Origin of the sequence: Pseudoruegeria aquimaris, assembly GCF_900172235.1 — a bacterium.
Classification (GTDB): Bacteria; Pseudomonadota; Alphaproteobacteria; order Rhodobacterales; family Rhodobacteraceae; genus Pseudoruegeria; species Pseudoruegeria aquimaris.
Window position 1 is genome coordinate 1 of record NZ_FWFQ01000008.1, and the last position, 20133, is coordinate 20133.

The following is a 20133-nucleotide window of genomic DNA, read 5'->3' on the forward strand; positions in this document are numbered from 1 at the left end:
ACAGCGGCGAGATCACCGCCCATTCCGCATCGCTCACATCGTGTCTGCCCGTCATGCTCACCTCCGTTTCCGAAAGTGAATCATCACACCGCCAAAAACGGAATCCCGTTTATGAGTTCACGACCTAGGCGGCGGCGCTCTGCGCCGAAACGGCGCGCAGATCGCCCATCAGTTCCGACAGCGCCTTCTCGTAGCGGATGTTGGTGAGCCGGCCCGCGTCATCGAACTGCTCAGCGCATTGCCCCACGAGGATTTCCGGCCCCGGCAGCACATGGGCCCGGAACGGCATCAGGCAGAGCCTGAGCGAATTCTGCGCCCGCTCGCCGCCCGCGCGCCCAGCGGTGGCCGACATGATGGCCACGGGTTTTCCCCGCCAGGGGCTGCCCTTGGTGCGGCTCACCCAGTCCAGCGCGTTCTTCAGCACGCCGGAGAGGTTCTTGTTGTATTCCGGCGTCGAGATCGCCACCGCATCCGCCTCGGCGATCTGGTCGGCCAGGGTCTGCACCGGGGCGGGGATGCCCTCGGCATCTTCCAGATCGCCGTCATAGAGCGGCAGGCGCAGATCGGCGCGCAGCACCTCGGCCTCGCCGTAGAGCCGCGCGGCCTCTTCCAGCAGTTTGCGGTTGTAGGAGCCCGCCCGCAGCGAGCCCGAAATCAGCAGAAGCTTCGGCATCCGTTTCCCTCTTGCCTTGTCCCTTTGCCCCGAACCTAGGGCGCGCCGGCTCCTAAGACACCGCCCCAAAAAGCGCACAGGCCACGCGCAGCCTGCGCACATGCATGCAACTTTGGACCGGAAATATCCCGGCCGAAGGCCGTGCGCGGCCCTCGAGGTGCGCGATTCTCTCAGTACTCCACGCCGATCTGCGCCTTGATCCCCGAGCGGAACGGGTGTTTCACCAGTTCCATCTCCGTCACGAGGTCGGCCAGCTCGATCAGTTCTTCCTTGGCGTTGCGCCCGGTGAGCACGACATGCGTCATCTCCGGCTTCTCGTCGCGCAGGAAGGCCACAACGTCGTTCACGTCGATGTAGTCGTAGCGCAGGGCGATGTTGATCTCGTCCAGCAGCACCATCGTGTTCTTCGGGTCTCGGATCAGCTCCTTGGCCTTCTCCCAGGCCGCCTGCGCCATCTCGATGTCGCGGCTCTTGTCCTGGGTTTCCCAGGTGAAGCCCTCGCCCATGGTGTGGAATTCGCAGAGATCGGCGAAGCGCTCGGTGATCAGGTTGCGCTCGCCGCACTCCATGCCGCCCTTGATGAACTGCACCACCGCGCAGGGCATGCCGTGGGCGATGCAGCGGAAGATCATCCCGAAGGCGGCGGAGCTCTTGCCCTTGCCCTTGCCGGTATGGACGATCACCAGCCCCTTCTTCTCGGTCTTGGTGGCCATGATCTTGTCGCGTGCGGCCTTCTTCTTGGCCATCTTCATCGCGTGGCGTTCAAGATCCTCGGGGCTCTGGTCCGGCATGGCTCTGTCCTTCGTGTGTGTTGCGGCCTGTGCGGGGCGGGGGGCTGTCAGCCCGCGTCGCCGATTTCCGGCGCATCGGCCGGGGCGAAACCTTCGTATCTGGGCAGGTCATCGTCAAGGGCGATCCACGGCAGTTTCTCTGCATGGTGGACATGGAAGCGCGGGGTGAAAGCCTCGGGCGTTTCCAGGCTGGCGGCATAGAGGTGGATCTCGCCGCCGTAGCGCTCGGCCTTGAAGGCCATGGGCGTGCCGCAGGTGCGGCAGAAGCTGCGGGTGACGCCGGGCGAAGAGACATACTGCCCCGGCTCGGTCCCGCTCCAGCGAAAGCCCGCCTCGGCGACGCCGAGGAAGGTGACAACCGGGGCGGCGCATTGGCGGCGGCAATCGGCGCAGTGGCAATGGCAGGCCCAAAGCATCGGCCCCTCGGCTTCCCAGCGGGTCTCGCCGCAAAGGCAATGGCCTTTCAGATCACTCATCGTTCCTCCTCCTGTTGCGCGGCGTCTGGCCCGAGTTGGCGCTCGGATGTGTAGAACGTCGGGCGATCGCAAGCCGGATGCACTGAAGCGCCGACATTCCCGGAACCGAACCGCGCGAATGTGGCGTGGTTGTCCGGCAGTTCAACGCGCATCTGAAGGCACAGGGTGGGCAGGCCCTGCCGCCGGGCTTCCCCTGAGGCCGTCTCGATCAGGGCGCGGGCCAGCCCCGTGCCGCATTCGGACACCGCAACGGCGGGCCTGCCACGGCAGAGGCGGCCCGCGCTCATGGCAGCAGCGCCGCGATCCGGGCGCGGGCGGAGTTGGAGCGCGGCTGCCAGAGGCCGCGGTCGATGGCCTCCTGCAGGCGCTCGGCGATCTCTTTCAGGGCCGGGGCGTTGTGCTCGGCGATGAAATCGCGGGTCTCGTCGTCTTCGAGGAAGGCGCTTTCCACGAGGTCGAAATGGTGGCCCTTCACCGCGCCGGTGGTGGCGGCGAAGGCGAAGAGGTAATCCACCGTGGCCGCGATCTCGAAAGCGCCCTTGTAGCCGTGGCGTTTCACGCCGTCGATCCACTTCGGATTCACCACGCGGGAGCGCACGACGCGGCTGATTTCCTCGTCCAGCGTGCGGATCCGGGGGCGTTCGGGGCGGGAGTGATCGTTGTGGTAGATCGGCCGCTCGCGCCCCTGAAGCGTGGCCACGGCGGCCGCCGCGCCGCCTTCGAACTGGTAGTAATCGTCGGAATCGAGCAGATCGTGCTCGCGGTTGTCCTGGTTCTGGACGATGGCCTCCGCCTCGCTCAGCCGCGCCTCGAAAGCGCCACGGGCGCGGGTGCCTTCGGCGCCCTTGCCGTAGGCGTAGCTGCCCCATTGCAGGTAGGCTTCGGCCAGATCGGCCTTGTCGGCCCAGAGACGCTCGTCGATCATCGCCTGCAGCCCGGCCCCGTAGGCCCCGGGTTTGGAGCCGAAGACGCGGAAGGCGCCGCTTTCGCCCTCGGTGCGTGCGCGGGCGGCGGCGGGGTTCTGCTCGGCCGGCTCGTCCAGCGCCATGACCGCCCGCGCGGCGCTATCGACCAGCGCGATCAGCTGCGGGAAGGCATCGCGGAAGAAACCCGAGACCCGCAGCGTGACATCGACGCGGGGGCGGCCCAGCACGGAAGCCGGGAGGACCTCGAAGCCGGTGACGCGGCGGTTGGCGCTGTCCCATTTGGGTTTCACGCCCATCAGCGCGAGGCATTGGGCGATGTCATCGCCGCCGGTGCGCATGTTGGCGGTGCCCCAGGCGGTGAGCAGCAGGCTGCGCGGCCAGTCGCCGTTCTCCTGCAGGTGGCGCTCGATCAGGAGGTTGGCGGATTTCCACCCCAGCGCCCAGGCCGTGGGCGTGGGCACGGCGCGGCTGTCCACCGAGTAGAAGTTGCGCCCGGTGGGCAGCACGTCGAGCCGCCCGCGCGTCGGCGCGCCGGAGGGCCCCGGTGCAAGGAAGCGGCCCGACAGCGCGGTGAGCAGGCCGGCGCTTTCCTGCGGGCCGCAGGCGGCGACCATGGGCGCGACAACCTCACGGGCGTGGGCGAGCACTTCGGCGCTCAAGGGGCCGGGGGCTTCGCCTGCGCCGTCCAGAAGTTGCGCAGCGAAAAGCTCCAGCCGTTCGATGGTGTCGCCCGCGCTGCGCCAGCTGGCGTTGTCCATCGCCGCGAGGCACTCCGGGCGCGGGCCCTCCCACGGCGCGGCCATCTCGGCGGACAGCGGATCGAAGCCAAGGTCCAGATCGTCCGCCAGCGCGCGGATCAGGGAGGCATCGGCCCCTTTGCCCTCGCCGCGTGGCACCCGGACGAGTGCCTGCACCAGGTCGCGCGCCAGCCGGCCTTCCGGGGCCTGGCCGAAAACGTGCAGACCGTCGCGGATCTGGGCTTCCTTCAACTCGCAGAGGTAGGCGTCGAGCTTGGCGAGATCGCTTTCCTCGTCTTCACCGGTGAGGCCGGCATCGGCATCAAGGCCAGTGGCGGAGGTCATCGACAGGATCTCGCGCTTCAGGTGGACGATGCGGCGCGGATCCACTCCGGCGGCCTCGTAGTATTCGTCCACCAGCGCTTCCAGATCCTTCAGCGGCCCGTAGGTTTCGGCACGGGTCAGGGGCGGGGTGAGGTGATCCACGATCACCGCCTGCGCGCGGCGCTTGGCCTGCGTGCCTTCGCCGGGATCGTTGACGATGAAGGGGTAGATATGGGGCATGGGGCCGAGAACAGCCTCCGGCAGGCAGTCTTCCGAGAGCGAAAGCGCCTTGCCCGGCAGCCATTCGAGGTTGCCGTGCTTGCCCATGTGCACGATCGCCTGCGCGCCGAAGTGGTGGCGGAGCCAGAAATAGAAGGCGAGGTAGTTGTGCGGCGGGACGAGATCGGGGGAGTGATAGGTTTCCGTCGGATCGATGTGATAGCCGCGCGCCGGCTGCACGCCGACGCAGGCGTTGCCGAAGCGGAAGATGGAGAGGGCGAAATGCCCCTCGGGTGCTGCGCCCGTTGAGGGTTCGGGAGCCTCCGGCGGGGATATTTCGGGAACAAAGTAGGGGTCGGATTCGGGCTTGCCCCAGCGCTCCTCGATGCGGGAGCGCACCGCCCAGGGCAGCGCATCGTAGGCGGCGCGGTAGGCGGAAAGGCTCAAGGTTTCGCCGCCTTCGCGGGTGGCGCGATCGGTGAGCCAGTTGGTGGGGCCGGCGAGGATCCGGGCCATCAGAGCGTCGGCATCGCGTGGCGGGTTCTCGATCCGGTAGCCGGCCTCGCCGAGGCTTTTCAGCGCGTGAACTGTGGCGGCGGGGGTGTCCAGCCCGACGCCATTGGCAAGCCGGCCGTCCTTGTTGGGGTAGTTCGCCAGCACCAGCGCCAGTTTGCGCTGCGGTTCCGGCGTGCCGCGCAGGGCCGCCCAGTTGGCGGCGAGATCGGCGACGAATTCCACCCGGTCGCCCCGCGCCTTGTAGGTGGCGATGGGGCATTCGGTGGCTTCGTCGAAAAAGGCCTCGCCCTTGAAGGAGATCGCGCGCGACAGGATGCGGCCGTCGACTTCGGGCAGGGCGACGTTCATAGCGATGTCGCGGCCCGACAGCCCGGTGACGCCGCTCTCCCACGCGCTTTCGGTGCCGGAGGAGAGCACGACCTGGAAGACGGGCGCTTCGTTGGCGGCGGGGCCGGCGAGGGGGTTTTCCGTGGCCGAGTCGCCCTGATGGGGCGAGCCGGTGGCGAAGGCGGTGGCGTTGAGGATCACCGAAGGCGGGGCGTCGGAGAAGAGGGTTTCCAGCGTGGCGGCGGAGAGCGGATCCTTCAGCGAGGCGACGAAGACGGGCAGCGGGTTCAGCCCGCGCCGCAGCAGCGATTTCACCAAGCGGTTGATCGGGTTGAGCCCGGCGCCCTGCACCAGCGCGCGGTAGAAGACGACTGGAACCACGGGGGCGCCTTCCGTCCAGTGGCTCTGGGCGGCGGAAAGGCCCGCGATGCCTTCGCCTGGCCAGTAGACACCGGCCTTCAGAAGCGGCGCGGCGGTGGCGGGTTTCTCGCCGCCGTGGACCATGGCCCGCGCGTAGGCGAGGAAGCGGGTGGCGTTCTCGGGGCCGCCTTCGACGAGATAGGCCCAGAGGGCTTCGTAATCCTCCTCCGAAACGGTGGAAAATTCGCGCAACGTGGCATCGGGCTTGTCATCGCCGGGCAGGGCGGCGAAGGGCACGCCTGCCTCGCGCAGGCGGGCGGCGTATTGCTCGAAGCCGTATTTCCAGTAGGCGGCGCCGCCCAGCACGCGGGCCACCACGAGTTTGCATTTCGACGCGCAGGCATCGATGTGCAGATCCACCGACATCGCGTGTTGCAGGTGCATCAGGCTCGCCAGCCGCAGGCCGGGCGGCTGCGCCATCTCGGCGCGGGCGGCGCTCAGGGCGGCCAGTTCGGTGTCGGCGGCGGAGATGAACAGAAGGTCCGCCGGGCTCTGTCCGAGATCGACCGGTTCGCTTCCGTCATCGATGGCGCCGGGGGTGGCTGCGAGCAGGTGCATGGATCGAGGGCCTTGGCGTTTCGGTGCCGGCGCGGGCCGGCAGGGGTGTCAGTCAGCAGGGTTGGTCAGCGGTTTTTCCATGAAGAGGCTGGCGGGGTGGTCTTCGTAGGCGCCGAAGGGGCCCCGGACATGGTAGCCGAGATCGGTGTAGAGCGCGACGGCGGCGGCGAGCTTGTCGCCGGTTTCCAGCCGCACCGACGCCAGCCCGGCCGCCGCGGCGCGGGCTTCGAGGTCCGCCATGAGCGCGCGCGCGGTGCCCCGGCCGCGCCCCTCGGGCGTGACGAAGAGGCGCTTCACCTCGCCGTAGGTGCCGCAGTCGCAGAGCGCCACGCAGCCGGCGGGCGTGCCGTCGCCGGTGCGCGCCACGAGGAAGGTGATCCCCGGCGCGGCCAGTTCGGCGGCGGTGAAGGTGAAACATTCCTCCGCCGAATAGACCTCGCGCAGGGCGGCCTCGGAGCCTTCGATGAGGGCGGCGGCCTCTTCGGTGAGCGGGCTTTCGGCGGCGATGGTGAGGGCCATGGCGGATCAGGCCAGCAGGGCCGCTTCGATGGCGGCGCGGTCGAGCCCCGCCTGGCCGATCACCACGAGCCGTGCCTCGCGGGGCTCATTGGCGGCGAAGGGGCGGTCGAAATAGGTGTCCACCCGCGGGCCGACGGCCTGCAGCGTCAGGCGCATCGGCTTGCCGCTGACGGCGGCGAAGCCCTTCAGGCGCAGGATGTCATGGGCGCGGATGACCTCGGTCACCTGCTGGGCGAAAGCCTTGGCATCCGCGATCTCGGGGCGGGTGACGACGAAGCTTTCGAAATCGTCGTGATCGTGGTCGTGGTGGTGATGGTCGTGATCGTCGTGGTGATCGTCGTCGTGATGGTGATGGTGGTGCACCTCGTGGCGGGCGGAGAGATCGTTCTCGGCGCCGACGTTCTGGCCCAGAAGCACTTCCACGGGCAACGCGCCCATGGTGGATTTGACCACCTGCACGCCTTCGCGGCTTTCGGCCCGCAGGCGGGCGGCGAGGGCCTCGGCCTCTTCGGGGGTGAGCAGATCGGCCTTGTTGACGACGATCATGTCGGCGCAGGCGACCTGATCCTCGAAAAGCTCCGAGAGGGGCGTTTCGTGATCAAGGTTCTCGTCCTGTTTGCGCTGGGCGTCCACGGCGGCGACGTTGTGGGCGAAGCGCCCTTCCGAAACGGCCTTGCCGTCCACGACGGTGACGACGCCGTCCACGGTGACGCGGGTGGAGATCTCGGGCCAGTTGAAGGCGCGCACCAGCGGTTGGGGCAGGGCGAGGCCGGAGGTTTCGATCACGATGTGATCGGGGGCCTGCTCGCGGGCCAGAAGCTTTTCCATCGTCGGGATGAAATCATCGGCCACGGTGCAGCAGATGCAGCCGTTGGACAGCTCCATCACGTCTTCTTCGGAGCAGGTTTCGTCGCCGCAGCCCTTCAGGATGTCGCCGTCCACGCCGAGATCGCCGAACTCGTTGATGATCAGCGCGATGCGCTTGCCGTTGGCGTTCTGCAGCATGTGGCGGATGAGGGTGGTCTTCCCGGCGCCGAGGAAGCCGGTGACGACGGTGGCAGGGATTTTCGCGGGCATCGGGAACGTCCTTGGCGGTTGTGGGTCAGGGGAGCGGGCCGCCGGGGCGGCCCGCCGGGATCGGCCGGGTGGCCGTGGGTCAGGCCGCCTGTGCGCGGCTCCAGAAGTGGCCGGCGATGCAGCCCAGGACGGCCCAGGCCGCGCAGCCGACGGCAAGCGTGCGGGCCACGAAGAGCGCGGCCAGTTCGGGCGGGGCGACGCCGGCATAGCCGTCCAGATGCGGCGCACCGATCACATGCGGCGCCGCCATCAGCGCCACGCCGGCGAGCGGCAGCCAGGGCGCCTTGCCGAAGGCGATGAAGGCAAGCCCCACCACGGTGGCCACGACGGTGGTGACCCACCAGTATTGCCGCAGCACCACATCGGCCGCGGGCGTGCCCGGAAGCTCCGGATAGAGCCCGGCGGACGGGGCCAGTTGCACGGCGATGAAGCCGGCGAGCCCCCAGATGATGCCGGAGCGGGCCGTCACGGTGGCGCCGAACTGCGAGGCCAGCGCGAACCCGGCCACGAGGATCAGGCCGAACCCCGTGAAGGTGATCACGTTGACGGCGGCCGTCATGCCGTGGCGGGCCCGCGGGTTTTCCGCCTCTTCCTCCTCGGCTTCCTCCGCCTCTTCGGCGGCGCCTTCGGAACCGTTGCCCTCGGCCTCGTTGATCACGAGCACGCCGGCATAGTGGGATTTCGCCCCGGTTTCATACTCCTCGCCTTCGAGGAGCACCGGGGTCACGAGCCAAAATTGCAGAAGGGCGGCAATCAGCCCCGCTGCAACACCAGCGAACAGCGCGCTGGTCAGAATTTTCTGGAACATCGGTCGCTAAGCGGCGCGGCTCAGTGGCAGGGGAAGGCGATCGCGTGGCGCGTATCGTGGGCGGTGTCGTGGAACACCGTGGCCTGTGCGAAACCGGTGAAGAACAGCAGGCCGATGCCGAAGGCGGCAGCGCCGAGAATCGGCAGGAGGCCGGCGCGGGTTTCGGCTTGGGTCTGGGTCAGGGTCGTCATATCGTGTCTCCTCGTCTCCGTCACACCCGACGGATCATTGGGTTATGGTTCGCAGGCTGGTCTCCTGGCTTGCGGGTCGTAGCGCTGTGCCCACCTTCCCGGCCCTTGCGGGCCAGTGGCGATCGGGCGCGCGCTCACCGCTTACAGTCGCGGGGGCGGCTGCGGACTCAGGCCCCGGGGTGGGTCACCTTCACCGTCATTCCCATTTCATCCCCGGGTGCTTTGCACCGCGTCGGGGAACCATGCGCCTCCGTTTTGCGCCCTTGCATGGGGTATGGTCAAGCCAATTTGCGCCTCTTGCGGGGCGGAACGCGGCGGCGCTTCCGGCTGGTTGCGCTAACGGGAGGGGCGAATTTTCCGTTTGCCTGCCATCGCTTTGGCGATAACACTTCGGCCATGACCTTTTCGCCGATCCGAACCGCCACACCGCGCGACCTGCCGGAAATCGAGCATGTCTTTGCCGAGGCATACTCGGAATACGAGAGCAGTATCAAAGGTTTGCCGAACATGTTGGAGGGGCTGGCCGAGGCCGTGGCGGCCCATGAGGTCTGGGTCATCGAGAAGGGCCGCAAGCTGGTGGGCTGCCTGATCCTGAAGGAAACCGGCAATGCGCTGCACGTTGTCAACGTGGCCACGCTGCCCGAGGTGCGCGGGCAGGGGCTCGGTGGGGCGATGATGCGCTTCGCCGAGGCCGAGGGCGCCCTGCGGGACGTGGACCGCATGCGACTCGCCACCCATGTGGACATGCCCGGCAACGTTGCGATGTATCGCCACCTCGGCTGGACGGAGACCGGCCGCGACGGTGCGCGTGTCTACATGGAAAAGGTGCTCTGAGGCCGGGGTGGCCGGAGCGCTCCGCAATATCTTGTGGATAACTGGTGCGTGACTGCCACATGAGGTGTGGCAGCATTGACTCGCACCTGATTCCCCCGAAGACTGACCCGGACAGGAATCAACACGGGCAGCCCCTTGCGTTTCACCCGCCTTCGACTGAACGGCTTCAAGAGCTTCGTGGACCCGACCGATCTGGTGATCGCGGACGGGCTGACAGGCGTCGTCGGGCCGAACGGCTGCGGGAAGTCCAACCTGCTTGAAGCCCTGCGCTGGGTGATGGGCGAGAACCGCCCCACGGCGATGCGCGGCGGCGGGATGGAAGACGTGATCTTCGCCGGCGCCGCCTCGCGCCCGGCGCGCAACTTCGCCGAAGTCACCCTGCAACTCGACAACTCGGACCGCCTCGCGCCGGCCGGGTTCAACGATCTGGACACGCTGGAGATCGTGCGCCGCATCACGCGCGACGCGGGCTCCGCCTACAAGGCCAACTCCAAGGACGTGCGCGCGCGCGACATCCAGATGCTCTTCGCCGATGCCTCCACCGGGGCGCATTCGCCGGCGCTCGTGCGGCAGGGGCAGATCTCGGAGCTGATCAACGCCAAGCCGAAGAACCGCCGCCGCGTGCTGGAGGAGGCCGCCGGCATCTCGGGGCTCTACCAGCGCCGCCATGAGGCGGAACTCAAGCTCAAGGGCACCGAGGCCAATCTCGCCCGCGTGGAAGACGTGATCGAGCAGCTCGCCCAGCAACTCGGGCAGCTGGCGCGCCAGGCCCGGCAGGCGCAGCGCTACCGCACCATCGGCGAGGAACTGCGCGCCTCCGAGGGCATCCTGCTCTACCGCCGCTGGCGCGAGGCCGACGAGGCCCGGCAGGCCGCCCAGGCCGAACTGACCGAGCGCACGCGCCAGGCCGGGCAGGCCGAGATCCTGGCCCGGGAGGCCGCGCGCAAGCGCGAGGAGGCGGATGCCGCCCTGCCGCCGCTGCGGGAGGAGGAGGCGATCGCCGCCGCCGTGCTGCAACGGCTCACCGTGCAGCGCGATGCGCTGAAGGATCAGGAGGCCCGCGCGCTGCAGCTCATCGATACGCTGTCGGGCCGCATCGAGCAACTCACCCGTGACATCGAGCGCGAAGCCGGGCTCAACCGCGATGCCGGCGAAACCATCGAACGGCTGGAGTGGGAGCAGGCGCAGATCGCCAAGGCGAGCGAAGGCCATGAGGACAAGCTTTCCGAGGCCTCGGATGCGGCGCGCGAGGCGGCGCAGGTTCTGCAGGACCGCGAAGCCGATCTCAGCCAGCTGACGGAAGACGTCGCCCGACTCGCGGCGCGGCACCAGTCGGCCAACCGACTGCTGGAAGACAGCCGCAAGACGCTGGCGCGCAACGAGGAAGAGGCGGCGAAGGCCAAGGCGGCCTCCGCCGCCGCGCGCGAGGCCCTGCAGGTGGCCGAGGCCGCCTACGCGGCGGCGATGGAAGCGCAGGAGGAGGCCGCCGTGCTGGCCGAGGAGGCCGAAGCCGCGCTGGAAGCCGCCGACATGGCCCGAGACGATGCCCAGGCCCGCGAAACCGAGGCCCGCGCGCTGCGGTCTGAGGCGGAGGGCGAAGCGGGTGCCCTGCGCGCCGAGGTGGCCGCGCTGGCCAAGCTGGTGGAGCGCGACACGGCGGAAGGCGGCCAGCTGCTGGATCGGGTCAAGGTCACGCCCGGCTACGAGAAGGCGCTCGGCGCGGCGCTGGCCGATGATCTCCGGGCGCCTGAAATCGGGGCGGACGGCGCCTCCGGCTGGGCGGTGCTGCCCGGCTACCCGGCGCCGCAGCTCCTGCCCGAGGGGATCGTGGCGCTGACCAATCACGTCAGCGTGCCCGAGGTGCTGGCGCGCCGCATGGCGCAGATAGGCCTCGTGGACCGCGCCGACGGCGCACGGCTGCAATCCCAGCTCAAGCCCGGTCAGCGGCTGGTGAGCCTTGAGGGCGATCTCTGGCGCTGGGACGGCTTCCGCGCCGCTGCGGAGGATGCCCCGAGCGCGGCCGCGCTGCGGCTTCAGCAGTTGAACCGGCTGGTCGAACTCAAGCGCGATCTGGAAGAGGCGACGGCCCGCGCCGAGGGCGCGAAGCAGGCCCATGATCTTCTCACCGAGACCCTGCAACGCCTCACCCGCGAGGATCAGGAGGCCCGCGAGGCCCGCAAGCGGGCGGACCGCGCGATGACGGAGGCCGGGCGGGCGCTCTCCAAGGCCGAGGCCGACCGCAACATCGCGCAGGGGCGCCTCGAATCGCTGGGCCTTGCCGTGCGGCGCCACGAGGAAGAGGCGATGAGCGCGCGCCAGCGCGTGCTCGAAGCCGAACGCGCGCTGGAGGATCTGGAGGATCTCGACGCCGCCCGCGCCCGCGCCGAAGACATCAAGATGACGGTCGAGGCCGCGCGGATCACGATGATGGCCCGCCGCTCCGCCCATGACGAGCTGCGCCGCGAAGGCGAGGCCCGCCTCAAGCGCAGCCAGCAGATCACCAAGGAAATCAGCGGCTGGCGGCACCGGCTGGAAAGCGCCGGCAAACGCATCGCGGAACTGGAGGAGCGCCGGGCCGCCACGCAGGAGGAACTCGAAATCGCCCGCGCCGCGCCCGAGGATCTGGCGATTCAGCGCGAGGAGCTTCTGCAGGGCATCGAAGAGGCCGAGGCCCGCCGGGCCGCCGCGTCCGATGCATTGGCGAGCGCCGAAGCCGCCGCGCGGGAGGCGGCCGTCCACGAGAAGGAGGCCGAGCGTCTGGCCAGCGAGGCCCGCGAGGCCCGTGCCCGCTCCGAGGCGCGCGCCGAGGCCGCCCGCGAAACCGTCGCGCTTGCGGCCGGGCGCATCGCCGAGGAACGGGACATGACGCCCGAAGCCCTCCTGGAGGCGCTGGGCATGGATCCCGAAAAGATGCCGCCCGCAACCACGGTGGAGGCCGATGTCGAACGGCTCAAGCGCCAGCGCGACGCGCTCGGCGCGGTCAACCTGCGCGCCGAGGAAGACGCGCGCGAGGTTCAGGAGGAGCACGACACGCTCCTGGGCGAAAAGACCGATCTGGAAGAGGCCGTGAAACGGTTGCGCAGCGGCATCGCCAGCCTCAACCGCGAGGGGCGCGAGCGCCTGCTGACGGCCTTCGAGCAGGTCAATTCCAATTTCGCCATGCTGTTCAAGCACCTGTTCGGCGGGGGCGAGGCCAAGCTCGTGCTGGTGGAGAGCGAGGATCCGCTGGATGCAGGCCTCGAGATCATGTGCATGCCGCCGGGCAAGAAGCTCTCGACGCTCTCGCTTTTGTCGGGTGGGGAGCAGACGCTCACCGCCATGGCGCTGATCTTCGCCGTGTTCCTCGCCAACCCGGCGCCGATCTGCGTGCTCGACGAGGTGGACGCGCCCCTGGATGATGCCAACGTCACCCGGTTCTGCGACCTGCTCGACGAAATGTGCCGCCGCACCGAGACCCGTTTCCTCATCATCACCCACCACGCCGTCACCATGGCGCGGATGGATCGGCTGTTCGGCGTGACGATGGCGGAGCAGGGGGTCAGCCAGCTGGTGAGCGTGGACCTGAAGAAGGCCGAGGCGCTCGTCGCCTGAGCGTCTCGCGGGAACGTGAGGCGCCGCCCGGCGCGCGATCGCGTAGGCTGCCCCGAAACCCACTCCGGCGAAGGGAAGCCCAAGACATGCGTTCACTGGCACTGATGATGGTGGTTTCGGCCGGCACGGCGCTGGCGCAGCCCGCGCCCGGCGTGCGGGAGGGCGACACGCTCTACGGCGCGGCCGATCTGGCCGCCCTTCTGTCGGGGCAGGCCGTCACCTTCTTCGACGGCGGCACCGCGCGCTACGCGGCCGACGGCAGCTATTCCTATGCCTACGAGGGCTCTGACCAGCTCTGGACCGGCACATGGGAAGCCGGGGAAGGCAGCGCCGTCTGCGTGGCCTTCGACAACGGCTTCGCGCGCTGCGACATCTACGTCAGCGACGGCAGCCGGCTGGTGCTGATCACCGAGCAGGGCGATCGCTTCCCCGCCCAGGAAAAAGCGCCGATCTGAGCGTTGGCGAGAGCGTTGGCCTGGGCGGCGGCGCTCGGGGGCAGGCATGGGGGCGGGCGCGGATGCGTGTTCTCCCTTTCGGCGCGGCGCCGTCTGCGCTAGGCTCGGTCTGCTAATAGCTTTGTTTCTTTGCAGGAAAACTGTCATGCGCGTATCGATTTCCGCTTTTGCCCTTGCCACCGCCCTTGCCATGCTTCTCTCCGGCGCAGGGCCGGCACAGGCTGCCAAATGCGGCAACACCGGAGATGGGTTCAACAGCTGGAAGAAGGCCTTCGCCGCCGAGGCGCAGCGCGCCGGTGTCGGAAAGCGCGGGCTGGACGCGCTGGCGCAGGCGCAATACGCCACCAAGACGATCTGGGCCGACCGCAACCAGAAATCCTTCAAATACAGCCTTGAGAAATTCATGCAGGTGCGCGGCTCCTCCACCATCGTGGCCCAGGGGCGCAAGCGCAAGGCGCGCAACCCCGAGTTCTACGCCTCGCTCGAACGCGTCTACGGCGTGCCGGCCGGGGTGTTGATCGCGATCCACGGCATGGAGACGGCCTTCGGCGGCTTCATGGGCGACAGTTCGGTCGTCTCGGCGATCACCACGCTGGCCTATGACTGTCGGCGTTCGGATTTCTTCACCCCCCATGCCATCGGGGCGCTGAAGCTGGTGGACCAGGGCTCGATCACCATCAACACCAAGGGCGCCAAGCATGGCGAGCTTGGGCACACGCAGTTCCTTCCGGGCAACGCGCTCAGGTATGGGGTGGACGGCAACGGGGACGGGAAGGTCGATTTCTACAACGTGTCGGATGCCATGGCCTCCACCGCCAACTACCTGCGCCAGAAGGGCTGGCAGCCCGGGAAGGGCTACCAGCCCGGCGAGCCGAACTTCGCGGTGATCAAGGAATGGAACGCCGCGGGCGTCTACCAGAAGGCCATCGCGATCATGGGCAAGCAGATCGACGGCTAGGCGGGTTTCCAAGGCGCCTGGGGGCGCTGCCCGCCGCCGCCCGCCGGGCGGCTCCCCCCGAGGTATTTCGGGCGAGAGGAAGGTTCAGGCCAGCAGTGCGAGGGCGACGAGCGCGAGGCCGGCGGCCCAGCTGCGCCAGAGCTGGTGGACGGCGGCGGAGATGTCGGCCGCGCCGATCTCGCGGCGCCCTTCCGGGAAGACCCAGGGAAAGGGGCGCATCTGCCCCTCGTAGGCACGGGGGCCTGACAGGGCGACGCCCAGCGTTGCCGCCATGGCGGCCTCGGGCCAGCCGGCGTTGGGGGAGCGGTGCAGCGGGGCGTCGCGCAGGATGATCTTCCAGACCTTGCCGAGATCCCGCGGCGGGTTTCCGGCGAGGGAGATCAGCAGGGCGGCCAGCCGCGCGGGGAACCAGTTCAGCAGATCGTCGAAGCGCGCCGCGGCCCAGCCGAACTGCTCGTGGCGCGGGGTGCGGTAGCCGATCATGCTGTCGGCGGTGTTGACCAGCTTGTAGACCATCAGCCCGGGCAGCCCCAGCAGCAGGAACCAGAAGGCCGGGGCGACGACGCCATCGGAGAAATTCTCGGCGGCGCTTTCGATGGCGGCGCGCGCGGTGGCGGCTTCGTCCAGCGTGGCGGTGTCGCGGCCCACGATCATGGAGACGGCGCGGCGGCCCTCGGGGAGGCCGCGGGGCAGGGCTTCGGCCACGGCGGCCACGTGCTGGGCGAGGCTGCGCTGTGCAAGCAGAATGGCCGCGGCGATCACCTCCAGCAGGCCACCCAACGGCAGCGCCGGGATCAAGCTGCCGATCCCCCAGGCCAGGCAGCAGAGCGCGGCCATCGCGAGCACGCCTTTTTCGCGCCGGTTGCTGCCGCGGTTGAAACGGGAATCGATCCAGCCGATGGCGCGCCCCATCAGGACGGCCGGGTGCGGTGCGCGATCCCACAGCCACTTCGGCTCGCCGAAGAGCGCGTCCAGCAGCAGCGCGGCGAGAAGGGCGGCGGCGTGGCTCACAGGGCGGCCTCCAGCTGCGCCCAGCGGCCCGGGGCGGGCAGCCCGAGCCGCAGCCAGCTCCGGCTGTAGGGGAAGATGCGGCCCAGAACCCGGCCTTCCGCCAGTTTATGCTGCCAGGCGGCGGCGTCGCCCACGTCGTAGAGGCGGAAGAGCGGAGTGCCGCCGATGCGCCGCGTGCCCTTGCTCGCAAGCAGGGCATCCAGCCGCGCGGAATCGCGTTCGAGCCGGGCGCGGGTGGCCTTCGTCCAGGCTTCGTCCTTCAGCGCGGCGGTGCCGATATCGAGGGCCGGGCCGGAGACCTGCCAGGGCCCGAGCGCTTCCCGCAGGGGGGCGATCAGCGCCGGCGCGCCGATGGCAAAGCCCAGCCGCAGCCCGGCCAGCCCCCAGAACTTGCCGAAGCTTTTCAGGATGATCGCCCTTCCGGCGAGGGGGCCGGACAGCAGCGACAGGTGGCTTCGGCCGGGCGCCACATCGCAGAAGCTTTCGTCGATGACGGTGAGGCCGGGCGCGCCGGCTTGGAGCTCCGTGGCGCGCCAGAAGCGGCCGTCCGGGTTGTTGGGGTGCACGAGGACGCGCGCCTCGCAGTCCGGGGCCTCGGCACCCTTCAGGACGCGCCAGCCTTCGGCCGTGAAGGCGGCGGCGTGTTCGTTGTAGGTGGGGGACGGGATGTGGACCCGGCCGGGCGCAAGCAGGCGCGGCAGGCGGGCGATCAGGGCGGAGGCGCCGGGGGCGGGCAGGATGTCGAGCCCGTCTGGCACGGACCAGAAGCTGCGGGCGGCGGCTTCGAGGCGGGCGAAGGCGCCGGAATCCGGCAGGGCGGTGAAGGCATCTTCGGCCAGCGGCGGGATTGGGTAGGGCAGCGGGTTGATGCCGGTGGAGAGATCGAGCCAATCGGCCCGCGCCCCGCCGTGCCGGGCGATGGCCGCATCCAGCCCGCCGCCGTGATCGCGGCTGTTCATTCCTCTTCGGGCAGCGGTGCGTGGCGGGTCACGAAATGGCCCTTCACGCCTTCGGGCCAGCTCCGGTAGGGCACCTGCCCGGAGGCGCTTTCCGCGTGGAGTGCGGCATAGTCCACGATGGCCTGCGCGCTTTCGGCGCTGGGGGTGAAATCGCCGAGCGTATAGGCGAGCTTTCCGTGGGCCTGAATTGCGATGTTGCAGCCGTGCTTGCAGCCCATGAGGCAGGACTGCCGCCGGGTCCGCAGGCTGCCCACGCCCTGCGCGGCGCTTTCCACGAGGGCGGCGAGGGTTTCACCGTCGGTGTCCTGGCTGCCGCGCGCGGCCCAATCCTCGCGTTTGCAGGTGTCGCAAATGGTGATCCAGGTTGTCATCGCGGCCTCTCGTCAGTGTTCCCGCACCATCAAGCGGATTCGCCGGGCCGACGCAAGCCGGAGTGCGGGCGTTAACGGATGTTAAGGATAAATTAACCAATCCTTGGCTAGCCTGATCCGATCCGGTTGGGGATGGCCGGGTGCAGAATGAAGAGTTCCGGAGGTGACATGCGGGTTCTGATCGTGGAAAGCGATCCGGGGCTTGGAGACGTGTGGCAACGCCACATCGAACGCCAGGGCTGCCGGGTCAGCCGCGCCAGCAGCGAGGGCGAGGCCATCGCCGCCCTGCGCGATGCGAAAACGCCGGTCAACGTGATCATTCTCAACCTGTTCCTGCAGGGGGGCAGCGCGCTGGCGGTCGCGGATTACGCCAGCTACCGGCATCCGGAGGCGCGGGTGATATTCGTCACCTCGACGAGCTTCTTCTCGGATGGATCGCTCTTCGCGCTTGCGCCCAACGCCTGCGCCTACGTGCGCACCAACACGCCGCCGGAAGACCTTGCGGCGATGGCGGGGCACTACGCGGCCAACTGATCGCGCCCGTGAGGGGCATCGAAATCCAGCACCGGGTTGATCGGGATGATGCGGTGCGGATTGATGCTTTCGTGGCTGTAGTGGTAGTGGCGCACGATGTGATCGAAGTTCACCGTCCCGCGCACGCCGGGGTATTGATACAGCTCTCGGGTATAGGCCCAGAGGTTGGGAAAATCGATCAGCCGGTTGCGGTTGCACTTGAAATGCAGGTGGTAGACCGGATCGAAGCGCAGAAGCGTGGGCAGCAGGCGCCAGTCGGCCTCGGTGATGCTATTACCCACGAGGAAGCGCCGGCGCGAGAGCCGGTCCTCCAGCCAGTCCATCGTTTCGAAAAGCGCGCCCACGGCCTCGTCATAGGCGGCCTGGGTGGTGGCGAAGCCCGACTTGTAGACGCCGTTGTTGAGCGTGTCGTAGATGCGGGCGTTCACCTCCTCGATCTCCGCGCGCAGTTCCTCGGGCCAGAAATCCTGCGTGTTGCCGGTCAGTCCGTTGAAGGCGGAGTTGAACATGCGGATGATCTCGGAGCTTTCGTTGGAGACGATCGTGCCGCGCGCCTTGTCCCAGAGTACCGGCACCGTGGCGCGGCCGGAGACATCGGGCCTGGCCTTCACGTAGAGATCGCGCACGAAGGCGGCGCCGTTGATCGGATCCCCCGTGGCGCCGGGCCAGTCGTCGGCGAAGCTCCAGCCGTCGGAGAGCATGTCGGGATGCACCACAGAGACGCCGATGTGGGGCTCCAAGCCCTTGATTGCGCGGAAGATCAGGGTGCGGTGCGCCCAGGGGCAGGCGTAGGAGACATAGAGGTGGTAGCGCCCGCTTTCGGCAGCAAAGCCGCCGTCGCCGCTGGGGCCGGGGGCGCCGTCGGGCGTGATCCAATTGCGAAAGCCCGCGGTGGAGCGGACGAACTTTCCGCCCGTCGATTTGGTGTCATACCAGGTGTCCTGCCAGACACCGTTCACAAGCTGGCCCATGGCGCTCTCCTCATGTCGTCTCATCGTCAATCTAGCCATGCGCGGGCGGACCGCCACCGGCGCAGGCGCGCAGGAGGGGTGCGCAGGCGCACGAAATGGCCCGGGCCCAAGAGCAGGCGCGGCGGAGGGCGACGTGTCGGAAACATGCGGCACTGCGGCGCGTTTTCCGTTGCCCCATGCGCCGCGCTTCTCTACACCGGGCGCAGACGAAGCCCCACGGGGCCGGAAAGGAGTGCCTTTCCCGTGTCGACCCACGCAGGGGACGCGGGCAGGCGTCGTCGGAAGGCCGCCTCCGAGGGCGGCCCGGCTTCCTGCATCCGGCCCACCGCGCCAGAAGGAGCCGCATGATGAAAGCCCCCCTGATTTGCCTGATCCCGGGCGCCTTTGCCTTCCCCGGCCTCGCCGCCGCGCACACCGGCCATATCGCCGAAGTGGCGGGCCACGATCACTGGGTGGCCGGGGCTGCCATCGGCGCGGCCATCGCGATTTCGCTCTGGGCGGCGCTCAAGGGCGGGCGCAAGGCGGAAAGCGAGCCCGAGGCTGCCGAGGATGAAGCCGCCGACGCCACCCCGCAGGAGTCCTGATCCATGACAGCCCCCAAGACAGGCGTGATGATCTGCGGCCACGGCTCGCGCAGCCAGGCCGCCGTGGACGAGTTTGCCGTGCTGGCCGAGAAACTCCCCGCGCTGCTGCCCCCGGAATGGGAGGTGGACTACGGCTACCTCGAATTCGCCAACCCGGTGATCCGCGACGGTCTGGACCGCCTGCGCGAAAAGGGCTGCGAACGCATCCTCGCGGTGCCGGGGATGCTCTTTGCCGCGATGCACGCCAAGAACGACATTCCCACCGTGCTCAACAGCTACGCCGCCCGGCACGGCATCGAAGTGCGCTATGGGCGCGAGTTGGGCGTGGATCCCAAGATGGTCGCCGCCGCCGCGGGGCGCATCCGCGAGGCCGTGGCGCAGGCCGATGCCGAAAACGGTGAGGTGCCGCTGGAGGAAACCTGCCTCGTGGTGATCGGGCGCGGCGCCTCGGACCCGGACGCCAACGCCAATGTGGCCAAGATCGCGCGCCTGCTCCATGAAGGCATCGGCTTCGGCTGGTGCGAGGTGGGCTATTCCGGCGTCACTTTCCCGCTGGTGGAGCCCTGCCTGCAACACGCCGCGAAACTGGGCTACAGGCGCATCGTCGTCTTCCCCTATTTCCTCTTCACCGGCATCCTGATCGACCGCATCTACGGCTTCACGGATCAGGTGGCGGCCGAACACCCCGGCATCGAATTCGTCAAGGCGGGCTACCTGAACGATCACCCCAAGGTGCTGGAAACCTTCGCCGAGCGCGTGCGCGAGCAGGCCGGGGCCAAACCGCCGCCCAACTGCGGCACCTGCGGCTACCGCGCCCAGGTGCTTTCGATCGAGGGGCAGGCGCCGGTGCATGTCTCCGCCGAGGCGCGCGCAAGCCACCCGGCTTTCGCCGAAACGCCGCCGCCCACCTGCGTCATGTGCAAATACCGCACCGAGGTGCTGGGATTCGAGGCCGAACGCGGCGCCGTGCAGGAAAGCCACCACCACCACGTCGAAGGGCAGGGCGCCTCCGCCCCCGGCTCCAACGTGGCCGATTGCACCCTGTGCGAAAGCTTCTGCACCGGCCTCTGCCGGCTCGAAATGGCGCACCATCACCATCATCACCACCACGGCGACGGGCACCATCATCACCACCATCATCATGATCACACCCACGATCACGGTGACGGCCACCACCATCATCATCATCCGGAATACCCCCACGCCAAACACCCGCACGGGCCCGAAAGCGCCCGCAAGGCAAAGGCGTGAACGGGCCCACTTCGTTCTTCAAATATCCCCGCCGGAGGCTTCCCAGCCTCCC

Annotated in this window: 19 protein-coding genes and 1 riboswitch; of the genes, 7 read left to right on the top strand and 12 right to left on the bottom strand. The window is 68.7% G+C overall.

Annotated elements, in window-relative coordinates; translation table 11 throughout:
* Positions 1–124 precede the first annotated feature (124 nt).
* The 8 genes from PSA7680_RS06940 to PSA7680_RS06975 form a co-directional block, all read right to left on the bottom strand.
* Positions 125–673 carry an NADPH-dependent FMN reductase gene (locus PSA7680_RS06940; RefSeq protein ID WP_085867952.1) on the bottom strand — a complete coding sequence of 183 codons (549 nt, stop codon included), beginning with the start codon at positions 671–673 and terminating at the stop codon, positions 125–127.
* Between the two features lie 170 nt (positions 674–843).
* Positions 844–1464, bottom strand: a complete 621-nt coding sequence (cobO, locus tag PSA7680_RS06945) for a cob(I)yrinic acid a,c-diamide adenosyltransferase (RefSeq protein ID WP_085867953.1) — start codon at positions 1462–1464, stop codon at positions 844–846.
* 47 nt (positions 1465–1511) lie between these two features.
* A complete protein-coding gene (locus PSA7680_RS06950; RefSeq protein ID WP_139838575.1) occupies positions 1512–1940 on the bottom strand; it encodes a GFA family protein in 429 nt (142 codons plus the stop codon).
* A 283-nt stretch (positions 1941–2223) separates the two neighbouring features.
* Positions 2224–5967, bottom strand: a complete 3744-nt coding sequence (gene cobN / locus PSA7680_RS06955; RefSeq protein ID WP_085867954.1) for a cobaltochelatase subunit CobN — start codon at positions 5965–5967, stop codon at positions 2224–2226.
* Between the two features lie 48 nt (positions 5968–6015).
* Positions 6016–6486, bottom strand: a complete 471-nt coding sequence (locus tag PSA7680_RS06960) for a GNAT family N-acetyltransferase (RefSeq protein WP_085867955.1) — start codon at positions 6484–6486, stop codon at positions 6016–6018.
* A 6-nt stretch (positions 6487–6492) separates the two neighbouring features.
* Complete coding sequence (cobW, locus tag PSA7680_RS06965) at positions 6493–7563, bottom strand: cobalamin biosynthesis protein CobW (RefSeq protein ID WP_085867956.1); 1071 nt, start codon at positions 7561–7563, stop codon at positions 6493–6495.
* Between the two features lie 79 nt (positions 7564–7642).
* The gene (locus PSA7680_RS06970; protein ID WP_085867957.1) at positions 7643–8371 is read right to left on the bottom strand and encodes a CbtA family protein; all 729 of its coding nucleotides are present in this window, start codon (positions 8369–8371) and stop codon (positions 7643–7645) included.
* A gap of 20 nt (positions 8372–8391) precedes the next feature.
* Positions 8392–8562 (bottom strand): CbtB domain-containing protein, encoded by a 171-nt coding sequence (locus tag PSA7680_RS06975; RefSeq protein WP_085867958.1) that lies wholly within the window; start codon positions 8560–8562, stop codon positions 8392–8394.
* Between the two features lie 37 nt (positions 8563–8599).
* Positions 8600–8821, bottom strand: a riboswitch (cobalamin riboswitch).
* A 137-nt stretch (positions 8822–8958) separates the two neighbouring features.
* On the opposite strand from PSA7680_RS06975, the gene PSA7680_RS06980 reads away from it, so the two are divergent.
* The 4 genes from PSA7680_RS06980 to PSA7680_RS06995 all read left to right on the top strand — a co-directional run bounded on the left by PSA7680_RS06980 (position 8959) and on the right by PSA7680_RS06995 (position 14400).
* Positions 8959–9396, top strand: a complete 438-nt coding sequence (locus tag PSA7680_RS06980; RefSeq protein ID WP_176244095.1) for a GNAT family N-acetyltransferase — start codon at positions 8959–8961, stop codon at positions 9394–9396.
* A 135-nt stretch (positions 9397–9531) separates the two neighbouring features.
* Entirely contained in the window at positions 9532–12987 is a 3456-nt protein-coding gene (locus PSA7680_RS06985) for a chromosome segregation SMC family protein (protein ID WP_085867960.1), read from the top strand.
* 86 nt (positions 12988–13073) lie between these two features.
* Positions 13074–13442, top strand: a complete 369-nt coding sequence (locus PSA7680_RS06990; protein WP_085867961.1) for a hypothetical protein — start codon at positions 13074–13076, stop codon at positions 13440–13442.
* Between the two features lie 190 nt (positions 13443–13632).
* Positions 13633–14400 carry a lytic murein transglycosylase gene (locus PSA7680_RS06995; RefSeq protein ID WP_370738537.1) on the top strand — a complete coding sequence of 256 codons (768 nt, stop codon included), beginning with the start codon at positions 13633–13635 and terminating at the stop codon, positions 14398–14400.
* 84 nt (positions 14401–14484) lie between these two features.
* Here PSA7680_RS06995 and cbiB read toward each other — a convergent pair whose 3' ends face one another.
* From cbiB to PSA7680_RS07010, 3 genes are read right to left on the bottom strand one after another with little or no spacing between them, the layout of a single operon-like run.
* Positions 14485–15411 (bottom strand): adenosylcobinamide-phosphate synthase CbiB, encoded by a 927-nt coding sequence (gene cbiB, locus PSA7680_RS07000; RefSeq protein ID WP_085867963.1) that lies wholly within the window; start codon positions 15409–15411, stop codon positions 14485–14487.
* Positions 15408–16370: a threonine-phosphate decarboxylase gene (locus PSA7680_RS07005; protein ID WP_085867964.1), complete on the bottom strand. Its 963-nt coding sequence runs from the start codon at positions 16368–16370 to the stop codon at positions 15408–15410. The genes cbiB and PSA7680_RS07005 overlap by 4 nt, the downstream gene beginning before the upstream one ends.
* Positions 16367–16741, bottom strand: a complete 375-nt coding sequence (locus PSA7680_RS07010) for a DUF1636 family protein (protein WP_085867965.1) — start codon at positions 16739–16741, stop codon at positions 16367–16369. Before PSA7680_RS07010 ends, PSA7680_RS07005 begins: the two co-directional genes overlap by 4 nt.
* 168 nt (positions 16742–16909) lie before the next feature.
* Here PSA7680_RS07010 and PSA7680_RS07015 point away from each other — a divergent pair, with 168 nt between their 5' ends.
* Positions 16910–17275, top strand: a complete 366-nt coding sequence (locus PSA7680_RS07015) for a response regulator (protein ID WP_085867966.1) — start codon at positions 16910–16912, stop codon at positions 17273–17275.
* Here PSA7680_RS07015 and PSA7680_RS07020 read toward each other — a convergent pair.
* Positions 17260–18246 carry a glutathione S-transferase family protein gene (locus tag PSA7680_RS07020; RefSeq protein WP_085867967.1) on the bottom strand — a complete coding sequence of 329 codons (987 nt, stop codon included), beginning with the start codon at positions 18244–18246 and terminating at the stop codon, positions 17260–17262. The genes PSA7680_RS07015 and PSA7680_RS07020 overlap by 16 nt on opposite strands.
* A gap of 347 nt (positions 18247–18593) precedes the next feature.
* On the opposite strand from PSA7680_RS07020, the gene PSA7680_RS07025 reads away from it, so the two are divergent.
* A complete protein-coding gene (locus PSA7680_RS07025) occupies positions 18594–18830 on the top strand; it encodes a DUF6732 family protein (protein WP_085868084.1) in 237 nt (78 codons plus the stop codon).
* A gap of 3 nt (positions 18831–18833) precedes the next feature.
* Positions 18834–20081, top strand: a complete 1248-nt coding sequence (locus PSA7680_RS07030; RefSeq protein WP_085867968.1) for a sirohydrochlorin chelatase — start codon at positions 18834–18836, stop codon at positions 20079–20081.
* Positions 20082–20133 lie beyond the last annotated feature (52 nt).